Source organism: Xanthobacter sp. BG11Y11_SDJG (genome assembly GCF_057364445.1).
Window position 1 is genome coordinate 1 of the sequence record NZ_JBNFNU010000006.1, and the last position, 18,959, is coordinate 18,959.

Consider the following 18,959-nt stretch of genomic DNA (forward strand, 5'->3'; position numbering starts at 1 on the left):
CGGGCGGCGGGGACGCGGGCGGCGCGCGGTGCGCCGCCCGGCTCGGCTTACTTCCAGCGCGCCGTGAAGAAGCGCGGCAGCTCGTCCGGCTGGGCGCTGAACTCCAGGTCCTTGGTGAAGGCGTAGTTGCTGGAATAGGAGAACAGCGGCACGAGATACGCCCGCTCGGCGATCACCTTGAGCGCCTCGGCATAGGCGGCGAGCCGCGCCTCGGTCTCGACCGTGGTGTCGGCCTTCTTCAGCATCTCCGTCACCTGCGCGTCGCGGGCGCGGTCGTCCGCGTCGCCCTTGAACCACACGCCGGTGAAGGCGGAGGCGTCGGCCACCGAGAACGAGCCCCAGGTCTGGAAGGTGATGGGCGTCTTGCCGGCGCGGGCCAGCTCGCGCATGGCGGCGTACTTCAGGAAGTTGAGCTTGGCCTTGATGCCCACCGCGTCCAGATAGCCGATCACCGCTTCCGCATATTCGCGCTCGCGATAGGCATAGAGGTCGATGGAGAAGCCGTTGGGATAGCCGGCCTCGGCGAGCAGCTTCTTGGCCTTGGCGGGGTCGTAATCGTAGCGCGGCACGCCCTTGTCGGTGCAGCCGAACTGGTCGATGAAACAGGCCGAGTTCATGATGCGGGCGCCGCCGCGCACCAGATTGTCCAGCATCGCCTTGCGGTCGATGGCGTAGGCGATGGCCTGGCGCACGCGGGGGTCTTTCAGCGGCTCGGAGCCGGGCGAGACGCCCTGCGCATCGAGCTGGAGGAAGCCGACGCGCATGGTCTCGGCGGCCAGCACCGTGAGGTTCGGCACCGCGCCGAGCTGCTTGGCCTGGTCGGCCTGCACGCGCCAGATCCAGTCGACGCCGCCGGTCATCAGCTCGGCCAGCTGGGTCTCCTGGTCGGGAATGATGCGGAACACCAGCTTGCCGATGCTCGGCTGGCCGAGCGGGCTGCCCTTCCAGTAATTGGTGTTCTTCTCCATCGTCACGCCCTTGCCGGGGGTGACGGCGGTGATCTTGTAGGGCCCGGAGCCGACCGGCGCCTTGGCGAAGCCGTCGAGGCCGACCTTCTCGAAATACTTCTGCGGGTAGATCACGACCGGCCCGGAAAGGTATTCGATCGCCGCCGGGAACGGGCCGTTGAGGTGGATGCGGACCTTGTCGTCGCCGATTTTCTCGGCGCTCTTGATCCAGGCCACGTTCTGCTTGGTGACCACCTTCGCCTCGGGCGACACCGCCCAGTTCAGCGTGAACACCACGTCGTCGGCGGTCAGCGGATCGCCGTTGTGGAACGTGACGCCCTTGCGGATGGTGAGGTCCAGCGTCTGCGGGTCGACCCAGGTCCAGCTGGTCGCGAGCTGCGGCTGATATTTGCCGGTGGCGAGGTCGTGGAAGATCAGGTTGTCGAAGGCGTGGCGGGCGATGATGACGCCCTCGCGCACATTGTTGTGGTAGGGGCCGACATTCTCCGCCTCCGTGTCGGAGGCGTAGACCAGGGTGTCGCGGGCCTTGTCCGCATGGGCCGCCGCGGGGGCCAGGACGATCAACGCGGCCGCTAACGCACTGGAGAAACTGGACCGGACGAATGCCATGTTTCTCTCGCTCTCTGGATTTTGTTGTGAGGCTGGATCGTGACGCCCAACATCTGAGCATGAGAGCTTATTGAGCGTTTCGCGTATCACAATTAGAATATTGTGTGACTATCGTTGCCGAATTGGCATGCCATGCCATCGGCGTCCGGAGTGACCCAGGTGCATGATGCGTCGCTGCGCTATTTTCTCGAGGTGGTGAGGGTCGGCTCGATCGCCGAGGCGTCCGACCGCCTCAACGTCGCCGCGTCCGCCATCAGCCGGCAGGTCGCCAAGCTGGAGGCGGAGCTGGGCACGCCGCTGTTCGAGCGCCGGCCACGCGGCATGGTGCCGAGCGCGGCAGGCGAACTGCTCGCCCAGCACGCCCGCCGCACGGTGCTGGGCGCCGAGCAGGTCATCACCGAGATCCGGCGTCTCAAGGGCCTCGAGCGCGGCCTGGTGCGCATGGGCTGCACGGAAGGCTTCGCCACCGACTTCCTGCCGGGGGCGATCGGCAACTTCCGCAACACCTATCCCGGCATCGCCTTCGAGATGCAGGTCAGCACGCCGCGGGTCATCACCCGCATGGTGCGGGAAGGCGACGTGGACATCGGCCTGTCCTTCGGCTTCGTGCCGGACCCGAGCGTGCACGTGGAATTTTCCGGCTCGGCGCCGCTGATGGCGCTGATGGCGCCGGACCATCCTCTGGCCAACATGCAGTTCGTGACCTTGGCGGACATCGCGGCCTTTCCGGTCGGCCTGCCGTCCGAGGACACCACCGCGCGCCAGCTGTTCGACCTCGCCTGCGGGGTCGAGGGCATCGCGGTGGAGCCCGTGCTCACCACCAATTACATGGCCGGGCTCTGGCGCTTCGCCGAGGTGGCGGGCGGCATCACCATGACGGGGCGCATCACCGCCATGTCGCGCATCTCGCGCTTCCGTCTGCGCGCTCTGCCGCTGCGCACCAAGGCGCCGAACGAGAGGCGCTACGAGATCCAGACCATGCTGGGCCGCGTCCTGCCGGAGGCGGCCCATGTCTTCGTCGCCTATCTGAAGGCCCAGCTCAGCCGCATCGAGCGGACCGGCAATCAGCCGCTCGATATCGCCGAAAACGAGGAGCCCGCCGGGACGCGGCCTTGAGCCTCAGGAGCCGGTGAAGTGCGGCCGCTGCTTGGCCAGGAACGCCTCGTAGCCGGCGCGGTAGTCGCGCGTGTCGGCGAAGTCGTAATGGGCCTCGCGCTCGTCGCGCGTCACCGGCGACCAGTCGCGCAGCAGGCGCAGCAATTGCTCCTTGTTGCGGCGCTGGGCGAAGGGGGAGGCGGCGGCGATGCGGCCGGCGGTGGCCATGGCCTCGTCCTCGAGCGCCTCCGGCGCCACAACGCGCTGGACGATGCCGCGCTGGAGTGCCTCGCCGGCATCGAAGATGCGCCCCTCCAGCAGCAGCTCGGACACCACGCCGCGGCCGAAGAACTTGAACAGCAGCTCGGTCTCGCCCAGCGCCATGGGAAAGCCCATGCGGTTGATGGGCACGCCGAAGCGCGCATCGGCAGCGGCGAGGCGGATGTCGCACATGGCGGCGATCTCCAGCCCGCCGCCCATGCACGAGCCGCGGATCATCGCCACGGTCGGCATGGGCGCCGAGAGGATGGCGTCGAGCGTCGGGCGGACCCGGTTCTCGTGATAGTGCGTCACCTGCGCCCGGTTCGAGCGCTCGCGCTCGAACTCGCTGATGTCGGCGCCGGCGGCGAAGTTGTCGCCGGCACCGGCGATGACGAGGCAGCGTGTCGCCCCCTCGGCCACCAGCCGGCGCACCGCGCCATCGAGCGCGTCCCACATCTCCACCGTCAGCGCATTGTGGCGCGCGGCATTCTCGATCACGATCCGGGCGATCTCGCCGCGCTCCTCGACGCGAATGGCGCCGGCCGTGGTTTCCATGCTCATCGTCCAACCCCCAGAAGCAGGTCCGGCAGGCCCGTGGCGATGCCGGGAAAGATGCACATCAGCACGATGAAGCCCACCATCAGCGCCACGAAGGGCAGCGATCCCCACAGCACGTCGGCGGCCGGAATGCTCGGCGCGACGCCGCGGATCACGAACAGGTTCATGCCCACGGGTGGCGTGATGAGGCCGATCTCCAGGTTGATGGTGAGGATGACGCCGAACCAGATCAGGTCCACGTCGCCGGTGGCGAGCACCGGCGCCAGCACCGGCATGCTCATGAGGATGATGGCCACCGGCGGCAGGAAGCAGCCCACCACCAGCAGGAACAGGTTGATGACGAGGATCAGCCCCCATTTGCCGAGGTCGAGCCCCACCATCCACTCCGCGAGCGTCTGGGTGATGTAGAGGTAGCTCATCATGAAGGAGAACAGCGCCGCCGCGGCGATGATCATCAAGATCATCGAGGTCTCGCGGGTGGAGCTGACGAGGATGAGCCACAGCTGCGGCAGGCGCGTGCGGTAGACGATCATCACCATCACGATCGCCATCAGCGCGGCGACGCCGGCCACCTCCGACGGGGTGGCGATGCCGCCATACATGAAGACCGTCACCGCGACGATGATGCCGAGGAACGGCAGGACGCGGCCGATGCCCTCCAGCTTCTGCTTCAGCGAGAAGTGCTCCGTGAGGGGCACCCCGCGCGCCGCGCGCCAGCTGGCGAGCCAGGCATAGGCGGAGAAGATCAGCACCAGGAGGATGCCCGGCACGACGCCGGCCAGGAACAGGCGGGCGATGGAGGTTTCCGTCACCAGCCCGTAGATGATGAAGGTGATGGAGGGCGGAATGAGGATGCCGAGCGTGCCGCCGGCGGCGATGGAGCCGGCCGCGAGCGCGCGCGGCACGCCCCGGCGCAGCATCTCCGGAATGCCCACCTTGCCGATGGCGGCGGCGGTCGCGGGCTCGGATCCGCACAGCGCCGAGAACAGGCCGCAGGCGAAGATGTTGGCGATCACGAGGCCGCCCGGCATGCGGTAGAGCCAGCGGTGCAGGCTCTCATAGAGGTCGGTGCCCGCCCGCGACAGGCCGATGGCCGCGCCGAGCACCACGAACATGGGCACGGTGAGCAAGGCGAAGGACGACAGCTCCGACATGAAGGTCTCGGGGATCGCCTTCAGCGCGTCCGGCCCGCCGAAGATCGCCAGGAAGGCGATGGCCACCGCCGCGAGGCCGAAGGCGATGGAGACGCCCGAGCACAGCACCACGATGGTGGCGACCAGCAGCAGGGCGCCGATTTCCATCTCGCTCATGACACCTCTCCGCGGGCTTCGGCCGCGCCCTCGGCGCCGGCAGCGCCGGGCTGCCGCAGGCGGGCGATGGCGACGATGTATTGCAGGGCCGTCACGCCCAGGCCGAGCGGCATGGTGGCGTATTTGGGCCAGAGATAGGGGGTCCACACGCCGAGCACCTTCTCGCCCGAAGCGTAGGCGCGCAGCGTCAGCTCCAGGCCCACATAAGCGAGATAGGCGCACACGACGAAGCCGAGCAGGTTGCCCACCAGAGCGAGCTTGCGGCGCGCGCCGCCGGACAGGGTCGCGTCCAGCAGCTCCATGCCGATATGGCCGTTGGTGCGCAGCGTGAACGGCGAGGCGAGGAACACCGCCGCCACCGCGAGGTAGATGCTGGTCTCCAGCTCCCAGCTGTTGACGCCGCCGATGGCGCGCCAGAACACCATCCAGGAGACCGACAGGATGGCGCCGAGCAGGCACAGGGCGGCGGCGCCGGCCATCACGGTTCCGGCCCGGTCGACGAGACGAGCGAATGTTTTCCATGGGAACTCCCTCGCGCGAACGGGCCGGCCGCGCACGGGCGCCGCCGGCCCGGACGGCGTCAGTTGGTCTGGGCGCGCAGGATGGTGACGAGCTCCTTGGCGCGCGGGCTCACGGCCTCGAACGCGGTCCAGGAGGTCTTCTGGGCGATGGCGATCCAGGCGTCGTATTCCGCCTTGGTCATCTGGCGCACCTCGGCCCCGGCCTTCTTGAAGGTGTCGATGGTCTTCTGGCCCACCTCCAGCTGCTCGGCGAGGAAATAGGCGTCGGAGATCGCCGCCGCTTCGTCGAACGCCTTCTGCTGGGCGGGGGTGAGCTTGTCCCAGGCGGACTTCGAGATCACCAGCGGCTGGAGCACCATGAACACCGAGTAGTCGCCGCCGATGGTGGCGTACTTGGTCTGCTCGTAGAGGCGGGTGGAGAGCAGGGTCTCGAACGAGGTCATCAGCCCGTCCAGCACGCCGGTCTGCACCGCGTTGTAGAGCTCGGTGGAGGGCATGGAGAACACCGAGGCGCCGGCGGCGGCGAGCATCAGGTCGACGGTCTTGTCGGCGCCGCGCATCTTGAGGCCCTTCACGGACTCGGGGCCGGTGATGGGCCGCACCCGGTTGGCGAAGCCGCCTTCGGTCCACCACCAGGTCAGGATATGGAGGCCGTTGGCCTCGGCCACCTCCTGCACCTTCTGATGGAAGGCGCCGCCCTTGAGCTTGGCGGCGTTGGCGACGTTGCCCACCGCGCCGGGCAGGATGGTGGCGGAGAATTCCGGCACCTTGCCGACGCCGTAGATCAGCGGGAACACCGACATCTCGATGGTGCCCTGCTGGAGCGCGTCCACCTGCTGGATCGGGTTCGAGATCAGCGAGGAGCCGGGATAGATGCGGAACTTGATGGAGGGATCGCGCTTCTGCACCTCCTTCACGAACTCGCGGGCGGCGCGGTCGCGCCCGTCGGTGCCCTGCTTCCACTGGTGGGTGAGCTTCAGCTCGGTGGTCTGGGCCGCGGCGGCGGTCAGTCCGGCGGTCATGCCCGCGGCCACTCCCGTGGTCATGGCGAGGGCGATTGCTGCCGCCCGGAACGTGGTCTTCATCGGCGTCTCCTCCGTGTTCGACCCGGCTTTGCGGCGGGTCCTCTTGTCGTTCGTTGCGCCCGTCTGCGACGGGATCAGGCGATCGCCTTCTTGGCGCGCAGGTCGGCGATCTCGGCGTCGGTCAGTCCGCAGTCGCGCAGCACCTCGTCGGTGTGCTCGCCGAGCAGCGGCGGCGGGCGCCGCACGCAGCGTCCGGCCAGCGCGCCGAGGCCCACCGGGCTCACCACCTGGCGCAGCGGGCCCACGTCCGGGTGCTCTACCGTCTCGACGAGGCGCGCATGCGCCACCTGCGGCTCGGCAAACACGCCTTCCATGTCGTTGATCGGCCCCGCGGGAATGCCGGCGGCCACCAATTGCTCGGTCCAGTGGTGGCGGGAGCCCGAGGCGAGCTTCGCCTCGATCAGCTCCTCGAGCGCGGGGCGGTTCGCCATGCGGCCGGCATTGTCGAGGAAGCGCGGGTCGCTCTTCAGCTCGGGCGCGCCGATGATGTCGCACAGGCGCAGCCACATCTCCTGGGTGGCGGCGCCGATATTGAGGTCGCCGTCGCCGGCGCGGAACACGCCATACGGCGCGATCACCGGATGGGCCGAGCCGGCCGGACCGGGGATTTCGCCGACGCTCAGATAGCGCTGGCCCTGCACGCTGAGGAGCCCGACCAGGCTTGCCAGGAGCGAGGTCTCCACGCTCTGCCCCCGGCCGGTGCGGCCGCGCTCGATCCAGGCGGAGAGCACGCCGATCACGGTCCACATGCCCGCGGTCAGGTCGCCGATGGCGGTGCCGACGCGGGTCGGCGCCGCGCCGGGCATGCCGGTGATGCTCATGAGCCCGGAATAGCCCTGGGCGATCTGGTCGAAGCCGGGACGGTCGCCGAGCGGGCCGTCCGGGCCGAAGCCGCTGATGCTGGCGACGATGAGGCCGGGCTTGTCGGCCTTCAGCGCCTCGGGGTCGAGGCCCATGGCCGTGAGCGTGCCGGGCTTGAAGTTCTCGATCACCACGTCGCTCGCGAGCGCCATGCGTCGCAGCAGCTGGCGGCCGGTCTCCGAGCGGAAGTCGAGGCCGATGGCGCGCTTGTTCCGGTTCGCGGACAGGTAATAGACGCTCTCGCCGTGGTCGAACGGTCCCCAGGCGCGGCTCATGTCGCCGGCCGGGGTCGGCTCCACCTTGACGACGTCGGCGCCGAGGTCGCCGAGGATCATGGTGCAGAACGGTCCCGCGAGGGCGCGGGTGAGGTCGAGGACCCTCATGCCGGAAAGCGGCAAGGCGGCGGCGGGCGCGGACATGTTCAAGGCGTCACCTGGACAGGCTGGAATTACTTGATGACGGTGAGGTAGGAAGGCGGCAGCTGCTCCAGGAGGATGGAGACGAGGTCGGTCTGCATCGTCAGGTGCGCCTTCATCGCGCGCTCGGCCTCCGGTTCGTCGAAGCCGAGGATCGCTTTGGCCACCTGCTCGTGTTCGCCACACGACTTGCGCATGCGCGAAGGCGTGGTGAGCCAGAAGCGGCGGTAGGGCGCGAGGCGCTTGCGCAGATGGCTCGCCTGCTCGCACAGATAGTCGTTGTGGCTGCCGCGATAGACGATCTCGTGGAAGTTGAAGTTGGCTTCCGTGTAGTCCTTGCAGGCGTCTTCGCTGTCGCCCTGGCTGTGGCGCTGGCAGCAGGCGAGAGCATGCTCCAGGAGTTCGCGCTCGGCGCTGGTCATGCGGGCGGCGGCCAGGCCCGCGCACATGGCTTCCAGGGTCGCCATGACCTCGAACATCTGCACCATGCGCTGGAGCGACAAGGGCGCGACAATGGCGCCGACGCGCTGGCGCACCTGAACGAAGTCGATCGCCACCAGCTGGAGGATCGCCTCGCGGATGGGCGTCTTGGACACGCCAAAGCGCTCGGCCAAAGCGACGTCGTCGAGCTTCTCGCCCGGCTGGAGCCGGCCGGAGACGATCTCCTGCTCGAGATAGCGATAGATGGCGTCTGCGTGGCTCCCGCCGACCTTGGCGGGCTTGGCGACTTTCGCCTCCGGCGCAGCCTTTGTCGGCCGCTTGCTCATGGGCGCCTCCCTGAATGCGCGGAGAATGGCCGGATGGAATGTGCCGATCAAGGAAAAAATATATTATTCAGAAATTGGGTATATTGCAGTGCAAAATAGATATCTTTTTCAAGAGTTTGGACGCAGCTGAATGCGGCGCCTGGGTGCCCGCCCGGCGTGCGTTCATGCGAGACAAGAGAAGGGACGGGCGGCCGACACCGCCGACGGCGGCGAAGGCGGCTCAGTCGGCGAGCGTGTCCAGCACCCATTGCCGGAACAGCTCGGTCTTGCGCAGCTTCGATGCGCCGGGCGGGGAGACGACGAAATAGGCGGCCTTCGACGGCGCGCGGATCGAGAACGGCTCCACCAGCCGTCCGCTCTTGAGATCGTCGGCCACCACCCCCGACAAAGCGAGCGCGATGCCGAGCCCGTCCATCGCCGCCTGCATGGAGGTCACCAGATAGTCGCTGGTGAATTCGAGCCCGAAGGCGATCTCCGGAATCCCGGCATGGTCGAGCCAGAACGGCCAGTCGTCGGACAGGATGGTGGAACTGGTGCGGATGATGGTCTTGCCGGCGAGGTCCTGCGGCACGCGCAGGCGCTCCGCGTCGCGAAACGCCGGGCTGCAGACCGGGAAGATCTCCTCCTCTCCGAGCTTCTCGGCGCTCAGCGCCGGCCAGTCGCCGTCGCCGTGCCAGATGCCGATGTCGAAGCCGTGCGGCCCCAGCGGCTGGAACGCCTGCACCGTCATCAGCTTCAGGGCGATGGACGGGTAGAGCGCCCGGAAGCGCGGCAGCGCCGGGATCAGGCGCTTGATGGCGAAAGTGCCGAGGCACTGGATGGTGAGCACGTTCTCGTCGGTGCTCTCGGCCGCGCGGTCGGTGGCGGCCGACAGCGCCACCAGGGACTGGCGCACCGTCTGGAGATATTCCGCCGCCACCTCCGTCAGCTTCACGTTGTTGCCGCTGCGGTCGAACAGGCGGACGCCCAGCATGTCCTCCATCTTGCGGACCTGGTGGCTGATCGCCGTCTGACTGAGGTTCAGCTCGATGCCGGCGCGGGTGAAGCTCAGGTGCCGGGCCACGGCCTCGAACACGATCAGGCTCATGGTGGAGGGCAGGCGGGAGCGCGTGAGCGGCCGCCCCTGCTGGCGCAGGGCTTCTGTTTCCGCGCCTGGTGCCGGCGGCTGCAACGCGCTCATGCTGATCCGCTTCCGTCCCTGACCGTCCGCTCCCGGCGGCGCGCGGCTTGGCCGGGTCGTCCTGCGGGACGACGGCGGCCTGCCGCTTTTGACCCGGCCCTGCCTGGAACCGGAGCGGCCAGCATACCGGCATGGCGGGGCTCGGGGCAAAGGCCGACCCGCCGGCGCTTCAGAGGATCAGATCGGGCGTGAGCTGGTTCGGCGGCAGGCGTATCTCGATCAGCGCCGGGCCGCCGGCCGCGAGCGCGCGGTCCAGCGCGGCGGGGAAGTCCGCATCCGCCGCGACCGTCTCGCCATGCGCGCCGTAGGCGCGGGCGATGTCGGCGAAGTGCGGATTGGTGAGGCGGGTGCCGCTCTCGCGGCCGGGAAACTGCCGCTCCTGGTGCGCGCGGATCGAGCCGTAGGCGGTGTTGTTCACCACGATCACGATGATCGCCAGCTTGTGGTGCACGGCGGTCGCAAAGTCGGGCGAGGCCATCTGGAAGCAGCCGTCGCCGGCGAGCGCCACCACCGCGCGCTCGGGATGGCGCAGCTTTGCCGCGATCGCCGCCGGCAGGCCGTAGCCCATGCAGCCGGACTTGGGCGCGAGCTGGGTGCGGAAGGTCCGATAGCGGAAGAAACGGTGCAGCCAGATGGTGTAGTTGCCGGCGCCGTTGGTGACGATGGCGTCGTCCGGCAGCGCCGCCCGCAGGTGCTGGATCACCTGGGCATAGTCGAATCCGGCGGTCTTTGACGGCGGCACCTGGTAGGTCTCGTAGGCCGCGCGGCCCTCAGCGCGCCAGTCCGCCCAGCGCGCCGGGTCGAGCGGCGCCATCTCCTTGAGCGCGGCGGCGAATTCCGGCGGCGCGGCGAGGATGGGCAAATCGGCATTGTAGACCCGCCCCAGCTCCTCGGCGCCGGGGAAGACGTGGATCAGCGCCTGGTCCGGGTCGGGCACCTTCAGCGCGTCATAGGCCTTGCTGGTGACCTCGCCGATGCGGTCGCCGATCACCAGCAGCAGATCGGCGTCCTTCACCCGCTGGGTCAGAGCGCGGCTGGAGCCGAGGCTGAGGTCGCCCACATAGATGGGCACGTCGTTCGAGACGATGTCCTGGGAGCGAAAGCCCGCCACCACGGGCAGGTCGCTCGCGACCGCGAACGCAGTGATGTCGGCGCAGGCCTGGGCGGTCCAGCCGCTGCCGCCGACGATGATGAGCGGGCGCTGCGCCGCCCCAAGCATCTGGCGCACCTGCGCCATGGCGGCGGGCGCGGGGACGGCGGCGACGGTCTTGAAGGCCGGCGCGTCAGCCACCCCGCTCATCTGGCTCAGCACGTCCTCGCCCACCGAGAGCACCACCGGGCCGGGCCGGCCGTGGGTGGCGACGTGGAAGGCGCGGCTGAGATATTCGGGGATCGCGTCGGCGCTCGGAATGTCGGCGGCCCATTTCGCCATGTCGGCGAAGGTGCGGCTGTAGTCGATCTCCTGGAACGCCTCCCGGCCCCGGTGCGCCTGCGGCACCTGGCCGATGATGAGGATGAAGGGGGTCGAATCCTGGAACGCGGTGTGCACGCCAACGGCCGCATGCATGGCGCCCGGCCCGCGGCTGACGATGCACAGGCCCGGGCGCCGGTGAGCTTGCCGTCCGCTTCCGCCATGTGGGCGGCGTTCGCCTCGTGCCGGCAGACGATGAAGCGCACGCCGCGCGCGCCGTCGCGCAAGGCGTCGAACACCGGCAGCGCGCTCTCGCCCGGCACGCCGAAGATGCGGTCCGCGCCGTGGTTGCGCAGGCCGTCCACCAGGATGGCGCCGCCCGAGCGCAGCGAAGTGTCGGCGGTGGTCATGGCGCCGGCCTCACGCCGCCGGCTCGAAGACGCAGAGCGTCTTCAGCTCGGAATAGAAGTCGAGCGAGCGCGCCCCGCCCTCACGGCCGATGCCGGAGCGCTTGAAGCCGCCGAACGGTGCGCGCTCGTCGCGCACGCGCCAGCAGTTGGCCCACACCGTGCCGCTCTGGAGGCGCGCGCCCACCCGGTCCAGGCGGGCGGCATCCGTGCTCCAGACGGTGGCCGCGAGGCCAAACTCGGAGGCGTTGGCGCGGGCGACCACCTCGTCCTCGTCGTCGAAGACGGACAAATGCGCGCACGGGCCGAACACCTCGCGGCGGCAGATCTCGGCATCGTCCGGCAGGCCGGCCCAGAGCGTGGGCTCGACCCAGTAGCCGTCCGAGAACGGAGCGGGCATCTCCAGCGCGCCGCCGCCGGCGAGCACCTGCGCGCCCTCCGCCTTCGCCGTGGCGTAGAGGCCGAGGCACCTTCTCGCGCTGGACCGCGCTGATGGCCGGGCCGAGCGTCGTCTCCGGCGCCCGCGGATCGCCCGGCCTCAGGGCCTTGGCCGCGGCGACCAGGCCGGCGGCGAAGCGCTCGAAGATCGGCCGCTCGACGAACACCCGCTCGGTGGTGAGACAGACCTGGCCGCAATTGTCGAACATGGAGCGCGCGGTGCCGGCGATGGCGGCATCGAGGTCGCAATCGGCAAAGATCAGCGCCGGGTTCTTGCCGCCCAGCTCCAGCGACACCGGCCGCGGTCCGGCGGCGGCGGCGCGCATGATGGCTTCGCCGGTGCGCGTCTCGCCGGTGAAGGAGACCGCGTCGACGCCGGGATGGGAGACGAGGAACGCGCCCGCCGCGCCCGCGCCGTGGCCGTGCACCACGTTCAGCACCCCGTCCGGCAGGCCGCAGGCGTGCGCCATGCGCGCCAGCATCAAGGCGGTGCGCGGCGAGTGCTCGGACGGCTTCACGACGATGGCGTTGCCGCAGACGAGCGCCGGCGCCACCTTCCAGGTGAGGAGCAGCAGCGGCAGGTTCCAGGGCGCGACGATGCCGATCACGCCCACAGGATGGCGCAGCACGCGGTTGCGCGCCCGGCCGCCGGCCACCTTCGTCTCGAACGTCTCTTCCGGCGCCTCGCGCGCGATCTGCGCGAATGCCCTGAGGTTGGCGATGGCGCGGGGGATCTCGATATTGGTCGTCACCGTGACCGGCTTGCCGGTGTCGGCGATCTCCGCCGCGACGACGGCGGCAAGGTTCGCCTCCATATGGGCGGCGAGCCTTTGGAGGAATGCGATGCGCTGGTCGAGCGTGGTGCGCCCCCATGGCCCGCGCAGCGCGCGCGGGCGGCCGCGACCGCCGCGTCCACCTGCGCCGCGTCCGATTCCGCCACGCGGGCATTGGGCGGCCGGTTGAGGGATCATGCTTATCGAAGCCGGCGCCGAGCGGCAGCTCGGCCCCGCCGACGAAGCAGGGAACGGGCTCGATGAGGCTCATGGGCGTTGTCCCTTGTGTTCTTAGGCCTCCTCGTCCTGGAAGATCTCCTCCCGCCGCTTGCGGATGAAGGGCAGCGCCACGGAGATCAGCAGGGCAAGGGAGAGCAGCAGGAAGGCGAGGCTGATGGGGCGCTCCAGGAAGACCATGGGGTCGCCACGCCCGGTGATCATGCTGCGCCGGAAGTTCTCCTCGATCATCGGCCCCAGCACGAAGCCCATGAGCATGGGCGCCGGCTCGGCGTCGAGCTTGCGCAGCAGGTAGCCGAGCAGGCCGAAGCCGATCATCAGATAGATGTCGAAGACCGAATTGCTGACCGAATAGACGCCGATCGAGCTGATGATCACGATCAGCAGGAACAGGAAGCGGTAGGGCAGGCGCAGCAGGCGCACCCACAGCCCGATCATCGGCAGGTTGATGATGACCAGCATGACGTTGCCGATGAACATGGAGGCGACCAGGCCCCAGAACAGGTCCGGCTGGCGGGTGATGACGTTCGGCCCCGGCGCGATGCCGTGCAGCGTCAGCGCGCCGACCATCAGCGCCATGGTGGCGCTGGTGGGCAGGCCCATGGTGAGGAGCGGGATGAACGAGGTTTGCGCCGCCGCGTTGTTGGCGGATTCCGGACGGCGACCCCCTCGATGGCGCCCTTGCCGAAGCGCGACGGCGTGCGGGAGACCTTCTTCTCCAAGGCATAGGAGGAGAAGGAGGCCATGGTGGCGCCGCCGCCCGGCAGCACGCCCATGATCGTGCCGAGGCCGGTGCCGCGCAGGATCGCGCCCATGGCCTGGCGGATCACCGCGAACGAGGGCCACAGATTGGTGATCTTGCCGCTGGTGACCGTGCGGCTGATGTCCTGCTCCAGGTTGCAGATCACCTCGGCGACGCCGAACAGGCCAAGGGCGATGGCGACGAAGCTCACCCCGTCGGACAGCTCGATGAAGTTGCCCGTGAGGCGCGGCATGCCGGTGTTCACGTCCATGCCGATCATGCCGAACAGGAGGCCGAGCACGATCATCGCCACGGCGCGGAACAGCGAGCCGTTGGCGAGCACCACGGCCGAGACGAGGCCGAATATCATGAGCGAGAAATAGTCCGGCGAGGTGAAGGACTGCGCTATGCGCGCCAAAGGCGGGCCGGCGAAGGCGATCACCAGCGTGCCGATGCAGCCGGCGATGAAGGAGCCGATGGCGGCGATGGCGAGCGCCTGTCCGGCACGGCCCTGGCGCGCCATCTGGTAGCCGTCGATGGCCGTCACCACCGAGGTGGATTCGCCGGGGATGTTGACCAGGATGGCGGTCGTCGAGCCGCCATACTGGGCGCCGTAATAGATGCCCGACAGCATGATGATGGCGCCCACCGGATCGAGCGCGAAGGTGGCCGGCAGCAGCAGCGAGATGGTCGCCACCGGCCCCAGGCCGGGCAGCACGCCGATCAGCGTGCCGAACAGCGCGCCGATGAAGCAGAACATGAGGTTGTCGAGGCTGAGGACGACGCTGAAGCCGTGGCCCAGCAGCTGGAGGCTCTCGATCACGGCCACACCTCCACCGGCATGCCGAGCAGCCAGATGAACAGCACCACCGATCCCGCGGCCAGGGCCGCGCCGAACAGCAGCGTCTGCCACAAGACGCTCTCGCGCGAGGCGAAGCTGGCGACGGCGGTCTGGGCGAGGATGGCGACGATCAGCCCGAAGCGGTCGAGCAGCAGCGCGAAGACGAGGAACGAGCCGAGGATCAGCACCGCGGCGCGCAGGTTCAGCGGCGGCACGTCGGGGCCTTCCACGGCGAGGCCCCTGACCAGCAGTATGGCGCCCATAACGGCGAGCACCGAGGCGATCATGAGCGGGAAGTAGCCCGGCCCCATCTCGAGCGGGGTGCCGATCTCCAGGCTCGATATGTAGAACAGTGCGGCCCCGGCGATGGCCACCAGCAGCAGGCCGGACCAGAAGTCCACCCCGCCGCGCACGAGCTTGATCCTCATCGTCCTTCTCCAGGCCTCGCGCGCCGCCATGCTGCCGGACCGGCGGCGGGAACGCCCATTGGACGCGGTGCACGGGAGCCGGGCAAGTCGGGAGCGTGCGTCACGTGCCGTGCGGCGGGGATCGGCCCGCCGATCACGCGCGGCTGCGGCGGATGCCGGCCCGCACGGCGGGCCGGCAGTGCGTCAGTTCTTGGTGGCCTTCATCTCCTTGATGAGATCGGTCCACTGCGCGACTTCCTTGGCGATGGAGGCCTTGTACTCCTCCGGCGTGGTGAAGACGGCGGTGGCGCCGATCTTGGCGAACGCCTCCTTCACCTCGGGGTCTTCCGCCATCTTCTTCAGGGCGGCCGACATGCGGTCGATGATCGGCTTCGGGGTGCCGGGCGGGGCGATGATGCCGTTCCAGGATTCCACCGAGAAGTCCTTCACGCCGGTCTCCTCCACGGTGGGCAGGTTCGGCGCGAACGGGCTCCGCTTGCCCGAGGTCACGGCGAGGCCGCGCACGGTGCCGGCCTCCATCTGGGGCAGGGCATCGGTCATGTTGGTGAAGGAGATGTCCACCTCGCCCGCGACGACGGCGGCGGTGGCCGGCGCGCCGCCCTTGAACGGCACGTGCACCATCTTGGTGCCGGTGCGGGTATCGAACAGCTGGACCGAATAGTGCATCAGGCCGCCGGCACCGCTCGACCCGTAGGTCAGCTTGCCGGGGTTGGCCTTGGCGTAGGCGATCAGCTCGGGAATGGTCTTGATGGGCAGCTTCGGGTTGACGATCACGGTCTGCGGGATGGTGCTGACGATCGAGATCGGCGCCAGGTCCTTCAGCGGATTGTACTGCGTGGTCTGGGCCACCGGGGCGACCGAGACCGCGCCGACGCTGCAGACGCAGAAGGTATAGCCGTCGGCCGGGGATTTCGCCACGAGGTCGGTGCCGACGATGCCGCCGGCGCCGGGCTTGTTCTCCACCACCACCGTCTGGCCCAGATCCTTCTCCAGGAAGCGGGCGGTGATGCGGCCGGTGAGGTCGGTATAGCCGCCGGGCGCGTAGGGGACGATCAGCTTGATGGTCTTGGCCGGCCACGTCTCCTGGGCCATCGCCGCGGGCGATGCCAGAATTGCGAAGGACATTACGGCCGCTGCGAGCGTCTTCATCTTGTTCTCCTCTGTCCTCGGAAGGGTCCGGCGTTGAGCCGCCGCGTGATTCGAGCCGGTGCGCGGCCGCAAGGCGTCGCCACATCGAAAGGCGCCCGGCTGCGATCGCGCCGGCCACCGCCATTGTCGTGGGTCGATTTTTAGCTAAGCAACAAAGCTAGTCAAGCCGCGAATGCGGGCAGGCGGTGGCGCCGATCCAGGCAAGCCGTTCAGCGGCGCCATGATGGACCGTCAACGCCGCGCGGGGTGTCGGATGGCCGGTGCAGGGAGCGGAGGCGGGGGGCGAGATAACTTTTTACAAAGCTAAATTGAGCGCCCGGGACGGACCGGCGAAGCCCGGTAACGCCAGCCCGCAGAAGGGGTATGCGAGGGGCGCAGGCCGTCCTTCGGCCATCTGGTTGAGGCAGGTGGATTGCTGCGATGCGTATTGACTAGCTTTGTCGCTTACCTAATTTGACCCCCGAACGCGGTCCGCGTTCCCCGGCGCACCCCCGCGCCTCGTTCTCCCAGCCATCCGGGGCCATCATGGCGATCTCCAATACCGTCGACACGGGCTTCAGGCCCGCCTTGGCGCGGCTTGCCGCAGACGGGCGCATCCGCGTCTTCACCGGCGAGGCCGACCCGCATCTGGAAATCGCCGCGCTGATGAAGAAGCTCGACGGCCAGGAGACCCTGCTGTTCCCGAAGGTGCGCGGCCACGATGCGGCGGTGGTGGGCAATCTGCTCGCCAGCCGGGAGAATTGCGAGAGCGCCTTCGCCCGGGATTTCCGCGGCATCCGCGAGAGCATCTCCCAGGCGCTCGGCTCGCCCCTGGCGCCGAAGGTGGTGGAGACCGCGCCGGTGCACGAGGTGGTGGAGACCTCCGGCATCGATCTCGGCAAGACCCTGCCGGCGCTGTTCCATGCGCCCAAGGACGGCGGACGCTACGTGACCTCCGGCATCCTGGTGGCACAGGACCCGGACACCGGCATCTACAATGCCTCCTATCACCGCCTGCAGCTCATCGGGCCGGACACGTTCGCGGTGAAGCTCGATTTCGGCCGCCACCTGCGCCTCGCCTTCGAGCGGGCGCAGGCGAGGGGCCGGAACCTTCCCGTGGCGATCTGCATCGGCGCCGACCTCGCGCTCCACTTCACCGCCGCCACCATGGGCTCGCAGATGCCCGAGACGCTGGACGAGCTGGCGGTCGCGGGCGGGCTCGCCGGCCGGCCGCTCTCGGTGGTGAAGGCGAAGACCAGCGACCTCATGGTGCCGGCGGAATGCGAATACGTGCTGGAGGGCGAGATCAGCGCCAGCGAGGTCCACATGGAAGGCCCGTTCGGCGAGTTCGTCGGCTTCGCCGCCCCGCCGGCCGACGCGCCGGTGCTGAAGGTGAAGGCGCTGACCCGGCGCGCCAGGCCCATCTACCACGCCATCAACGGCTTCGGCCGCGAGACCATCATGCTGCGCAAGTACGTGCTGGAGGCGAGCCTCCTGAAGGTGCTGCGCGCGGCGGTGCCGATCGTCACCGACGCCGAGATGACGGCCGGCGGCCTGCACCGCTTCCATGCGGTGCTCCAGGTGAACAAGCAGGGCCCCAGCATGAGGGGCTGCAGCGCAACGCCATGCTGGCGGCCTTCGGCGCGCTGAAGGACCTCGACATGGTGATCGTGGTTGACGACGACATCGACATCCGCGACCCCGCCGACGTGGAATACGCGCTTGCCACCCGCATGGAGGCATCGGGCGACGTGATCGTCATTCCCGAGGCGCGCGGGCACGAATATGTCCGCATCAGCCGCAACGGCGTGCGCGCCAAGCTCGGCATCGATGCCACCGTCCCGGCGGGCGAGAAGGCGCGCTTCGGCCGCGTCTCGTTCGCCCCCGTGGAGGTCACGGCCGGCATGTTCGCCGAGGGCGGGGAGGCGATGAAGGGGCTCCTGTGAGCCCCTTCCGCGCGCACCCCTTCCGCCTCACAGATCGAGGGTGATCGCGCCGCGTCCGCGCGAGACGCACGGCATCAGCCGGGTCTTGCGCGCCGCGTGGGAGAGCACCACGTCGCGATGGATCACCGTGCCGTCGCGATAGCCGCATTCGCACGTCCCGCACACGCCGATCTCGCACGACGAGCCGCGCACGAAGCCGTTGTCGCGCAGCACCTCCAGCAGGCTTCGGTCGGCCGGCACGGTCAGGCGCCGGCCGGTGGAGGCGATCACCGCCTCGAACGGCTCGGGCACGAAGCCGGCGTCCACGCGCGCGGCGAAATGCTCCGTGTGGTAGCGCGCCTCCGGCCAGCCGCGCGCCGCTGCCGCGCCTTCCACCGCCTCGGTCAAGGCGTTGGGACCGCACACATAGAGGTCCGCACCGGCGGCGGCGTCGAGCGTTGAGGCGATGTCGAGCCGGCGCCCCTCGGCGCTGAGCCAGAGCCGCAGCCGGTCCCCGCACAGCGCCTCCAGCGCTTCCACCAGGGGTGCGTTCTCCCGGCTGCGGGCGCAATAGTGGAACACGAAGTCGTCGCCCTGCGCCGCCAGCTGCCGCGCCATGGCCATCAGCGGCGTGACGCCGATGCCGCCGGCGACCAGCACGTGCCGCGCCGCCTCGGGATTGAGCGCGAAATGGTTGCGCGGCGCGCTGACGAAGATCTCGCCCCCCGGCCTGAGGTGATCGTGGATCCAGCGCGAGCCGCCGCGGCCGGCGTCCTCGCGCTTGACGGCGATGCGGTAGAGCCCGCGCTCGGCGGGATCGCCATAGAGCGAATACTGCCGCACCGCCCCGTCCGGCAGGTGCACGTCCACATGGGCGCCCGGCACCCATGCCGGCAGGACCGGCCGGCGCGGATGCGCGAAGGCGAACGTCGCGACGTCCGCCGTCACCGCCGCCTGCTCGGCGACGGTGAGCTTCATGATGAGGCGTCCCGACATGC

15 protein-coding genes and 3 pseudogenes are annotated in these 18,959 nt (G+C 69.2%); 3 read left to right on the forward strand and 15 right to left on the reverse strand.

Annotated elements, in window-relative coordinates:
- Positions 1–47: 47 nt before the first annotated feature.
- Complete coding sequence (locus tag AC2W7M_RS01815) at positions 48–1,577, reverse strand: ABC transporter substrate-binding protein (RefSeq protein ID WP_486129593.1); 1,530 nt, start codon at positions 1,575–1,577, stop codon at positions 48–50.
- Between the two features lie 150 nt (positions 1,578–1,727).
- Between AC2W7M_RS01815 and AC2W7M_RS01820 the strand changes: the two genes are divergently transcribed.
- Complete coding sequence (locus AC2W7M_RS01820; RefSeq protein WP_486129594.1) at positions 1,728–2,693, forward strand: LysR family transcriptional regulator; 966 nt, start codon at positions 1,728–1,730, stop codon at positions 2,691–2,693.
- Between the two features lie 3 nt (positions 2,694–2,696).
- Here AC2W7M_RS01820 and AC2W7M_RS01825 read toward each other — a convergent pair whose 3' ends face one another.
- The 13 genes and pseudogenes from AC2W7M_RS01825 to AC2W7M_RS01885 all read right to left on the reverse strand — a co-directional run bounded on the left by AC2W7M_RS01825 (position 2,697) and on the right by AC2W7M_RS01885 (position 16,057).
- Positions 2,697–3,488 (reverse strand): enoyl-CoA hydratase/isomerase family protein, encoded by a 792-nt coding sequence (locus AC2W7M_RS01825; RefSeq protein WP_486129596.1) that lies wholly within the window; start codon positions 3,486–3,488, stop codon positions 2,697–2,699.
- Positions 3,489–3,490: 2 nt separating this feature from the next.
- Positions 3,491–4,801 carry a TRAP transporter large permease gene (locus AC2W7M_RS01830; RefSeq protein WP_486129598.1) on the reverse strand — a complete coding sequence of 437 codons (1,311 nt, stop codon included), beginning with the start codon at positions 4,799–4,801 and terminating at the stop codon, positions 3,491–3,493.
- Positions 4,798–5,280 (reverse strand): TRAP transporter small permease subunit, encoded by a 483-nt coding sequence (locus AC2W7M_RS01835; protein WP_486129600.1) that lies wholly within the window; start codon positions 5,278–5,280, stop codon positions 4,798–4,800. The genes AC2W7M_RS01830 and AC2W7M_RS01835 overlap by 4 nt, the downstream gene beginning before the upstream one ends.
- Before the next feature lie 101 nt (positions 5,281–5,381).
- The gene (gene dctP / locus AC2W7M_RS01840; protein WP_486129602.1) at positions 5,382–6,407 is read right to left on the reverse strand and encodes a TRAP transporter substrate-binding protein DctP; all 1,026 of its coding nucleotides are present in this window, start codon (positions 6,405–6,407) and stop codon (positions 5,382–5,384) included.
- 74 nt (positions 6,408–6,481) lie between these two features.
- Positions 6,482–7,687 (reverse strand): CaiB/BaiF CoA transferase family protein, encoded by a 1,206-nt coding sequence (locus tag AC2W7M_RS01845; RefSeq protein WP_486129604.1) that lies wholly within the window; start codon positions 7,685–7,687, stop codon positions 6,482–6,484.
- A gap of 29 nt (positions 7,688–7,716) precedes the next feature.
- Positions 7,717–8,451: a GntR family transcriptional regulator gene (locus AC2W7M_RS01850; RefSeq protein ID WP_486129606.1), complete on the reverse strand. Its 735-nt coding sequence runs from the start codon at positions 8,449–8,451 to the stop codon at positions 7,717–7,719.
- 220 nt (positions 8,452–8,671) lie between these two features.
- The gene (locus AC2W7M_RS01855; protein WP_486129608.1) at positions 8,672–9,631 is read right to left on the reverse strand and encodes a LysR substrate-binding domain-containing protein; all 960 of its coding nucleotides are present in this window, start codon (positions 9,629–9,631) and stop codon (positions 8,672–8,674) included.
- Positions 9,632–9,800: 169 nt separating this feature from the next.
- Positions 9,801–11,452, reverse strand: a pseudogene (locus AC2W7M_RS01860) (thiamine pyrophosphate-dependent enzyme).
- Between the two features lie 10 nt (positions 11,453–11,462).
- Complete coding sequence (locus AC2W7M_RS01865; RefSeq protein WP_486129610.1) at positions 11,463–11,849, reverse strand: aldehyde dehydrogenase family protein; 387 nt, start codon at positions 11,847–11,849, stop codon at positions 11,463–11,465.
- 109 nt (positions 11,850–11,958) lie between these two features.
- Positions 11,959–12,858, reverse strand: a pseudogene (locus AC2W7M_RS01870) (aldehyde dehydrogenase family protein); the annotation flags it as partial.
- 93 nt (positions 12,859–12,951) lie between these two features.
- Positions 12,952–14,459, reverse strand: a pseudogene (locus tag AC2W7M_RS01875) (tripartite tricarboxylate transporter permease).
- The gene (locus AC2W7M_RS01880; protein ID WP_486129612.1) at positions 14,459–14,908 is read right to left on the reverse strand and encodes a tripartite tricarboxylate transporter TctB family protein; all 450 of its coding nucleotides are present in this window, start codon (positions 14,906–14,908) and stop codon (positions 14,459–14,461) included. Before AC2W7M_RS01880 ends, AC2W7M_RS01875 begins: the two are co-directional and overlap by 1 nt.
- A gap of 183 nt (positions 14,909–15,091) precedes the next feature.
- Positions 15,092–16,057, reverse strand: coding sequence for a Bug family tripartite tricarboxylate transporter substrate binding protein (locus tag AC2W7M_RS01885; RefSeq protein ID WP_486129614.1), 966 nt, complete (start codon positions 16,055–16,057; stop codon positions 15,092–15,094).
- A 525-nt stretch (positions 16,058–16,582) separates the two neighbouring features.
- On the opposite strand from AC2W7M_RS01885, the gene AC2W7M_RS01890 reads away from it, so the two are divergent.
- Both AC2W7M_RS01890 and AC2W7M_RS01895 read left to right on the forward strand, forming a co-directional pair.
- Positions 16,583–17,686: a UbiD family decarboxylase gene (locus tag AC2W7M_RS01890; RefSeq protein WP_486129616.1), complete on the forward strand. Its 1,104-nt coding sequence runs from the start codon at positions 16,583–16,585 to the stop codon at positions 17,684–17,686.
- Positions 17,662–17,982, forward strand: a complete 321-nt coding sequence (locus tag AC2W7M_RS01895) for a hypothetical protein (protein ID WP_486129618.1) — start codon at positions 17,662–17,664, stop codon at positions 17,980–17,982. Before AC2W7M_RS01890 ends, AC2W7M_RS01895 begins: the two co-directional genes overlap by 25 nt.
- 27 nt (positions 17,983–18,009) lie before the next feature.
- Here AC2W7M_RS01895 and AC2W7M_RS01900 read toward each other — a convergent pair whose 3' ends face one another.
- A complete protein-coding gene (locus AC2W7M_RS01900) occupies positions 18,010–18,957 on the reverse strand; it encodes a PDR/VanB family oxidoreductase (protein ID WP_486129620.1) in 948 nt (315 codons plus the stop codon).
- Between the last annotated feature and the right edge of the window lie 2 nt (positions 18,958–18,959).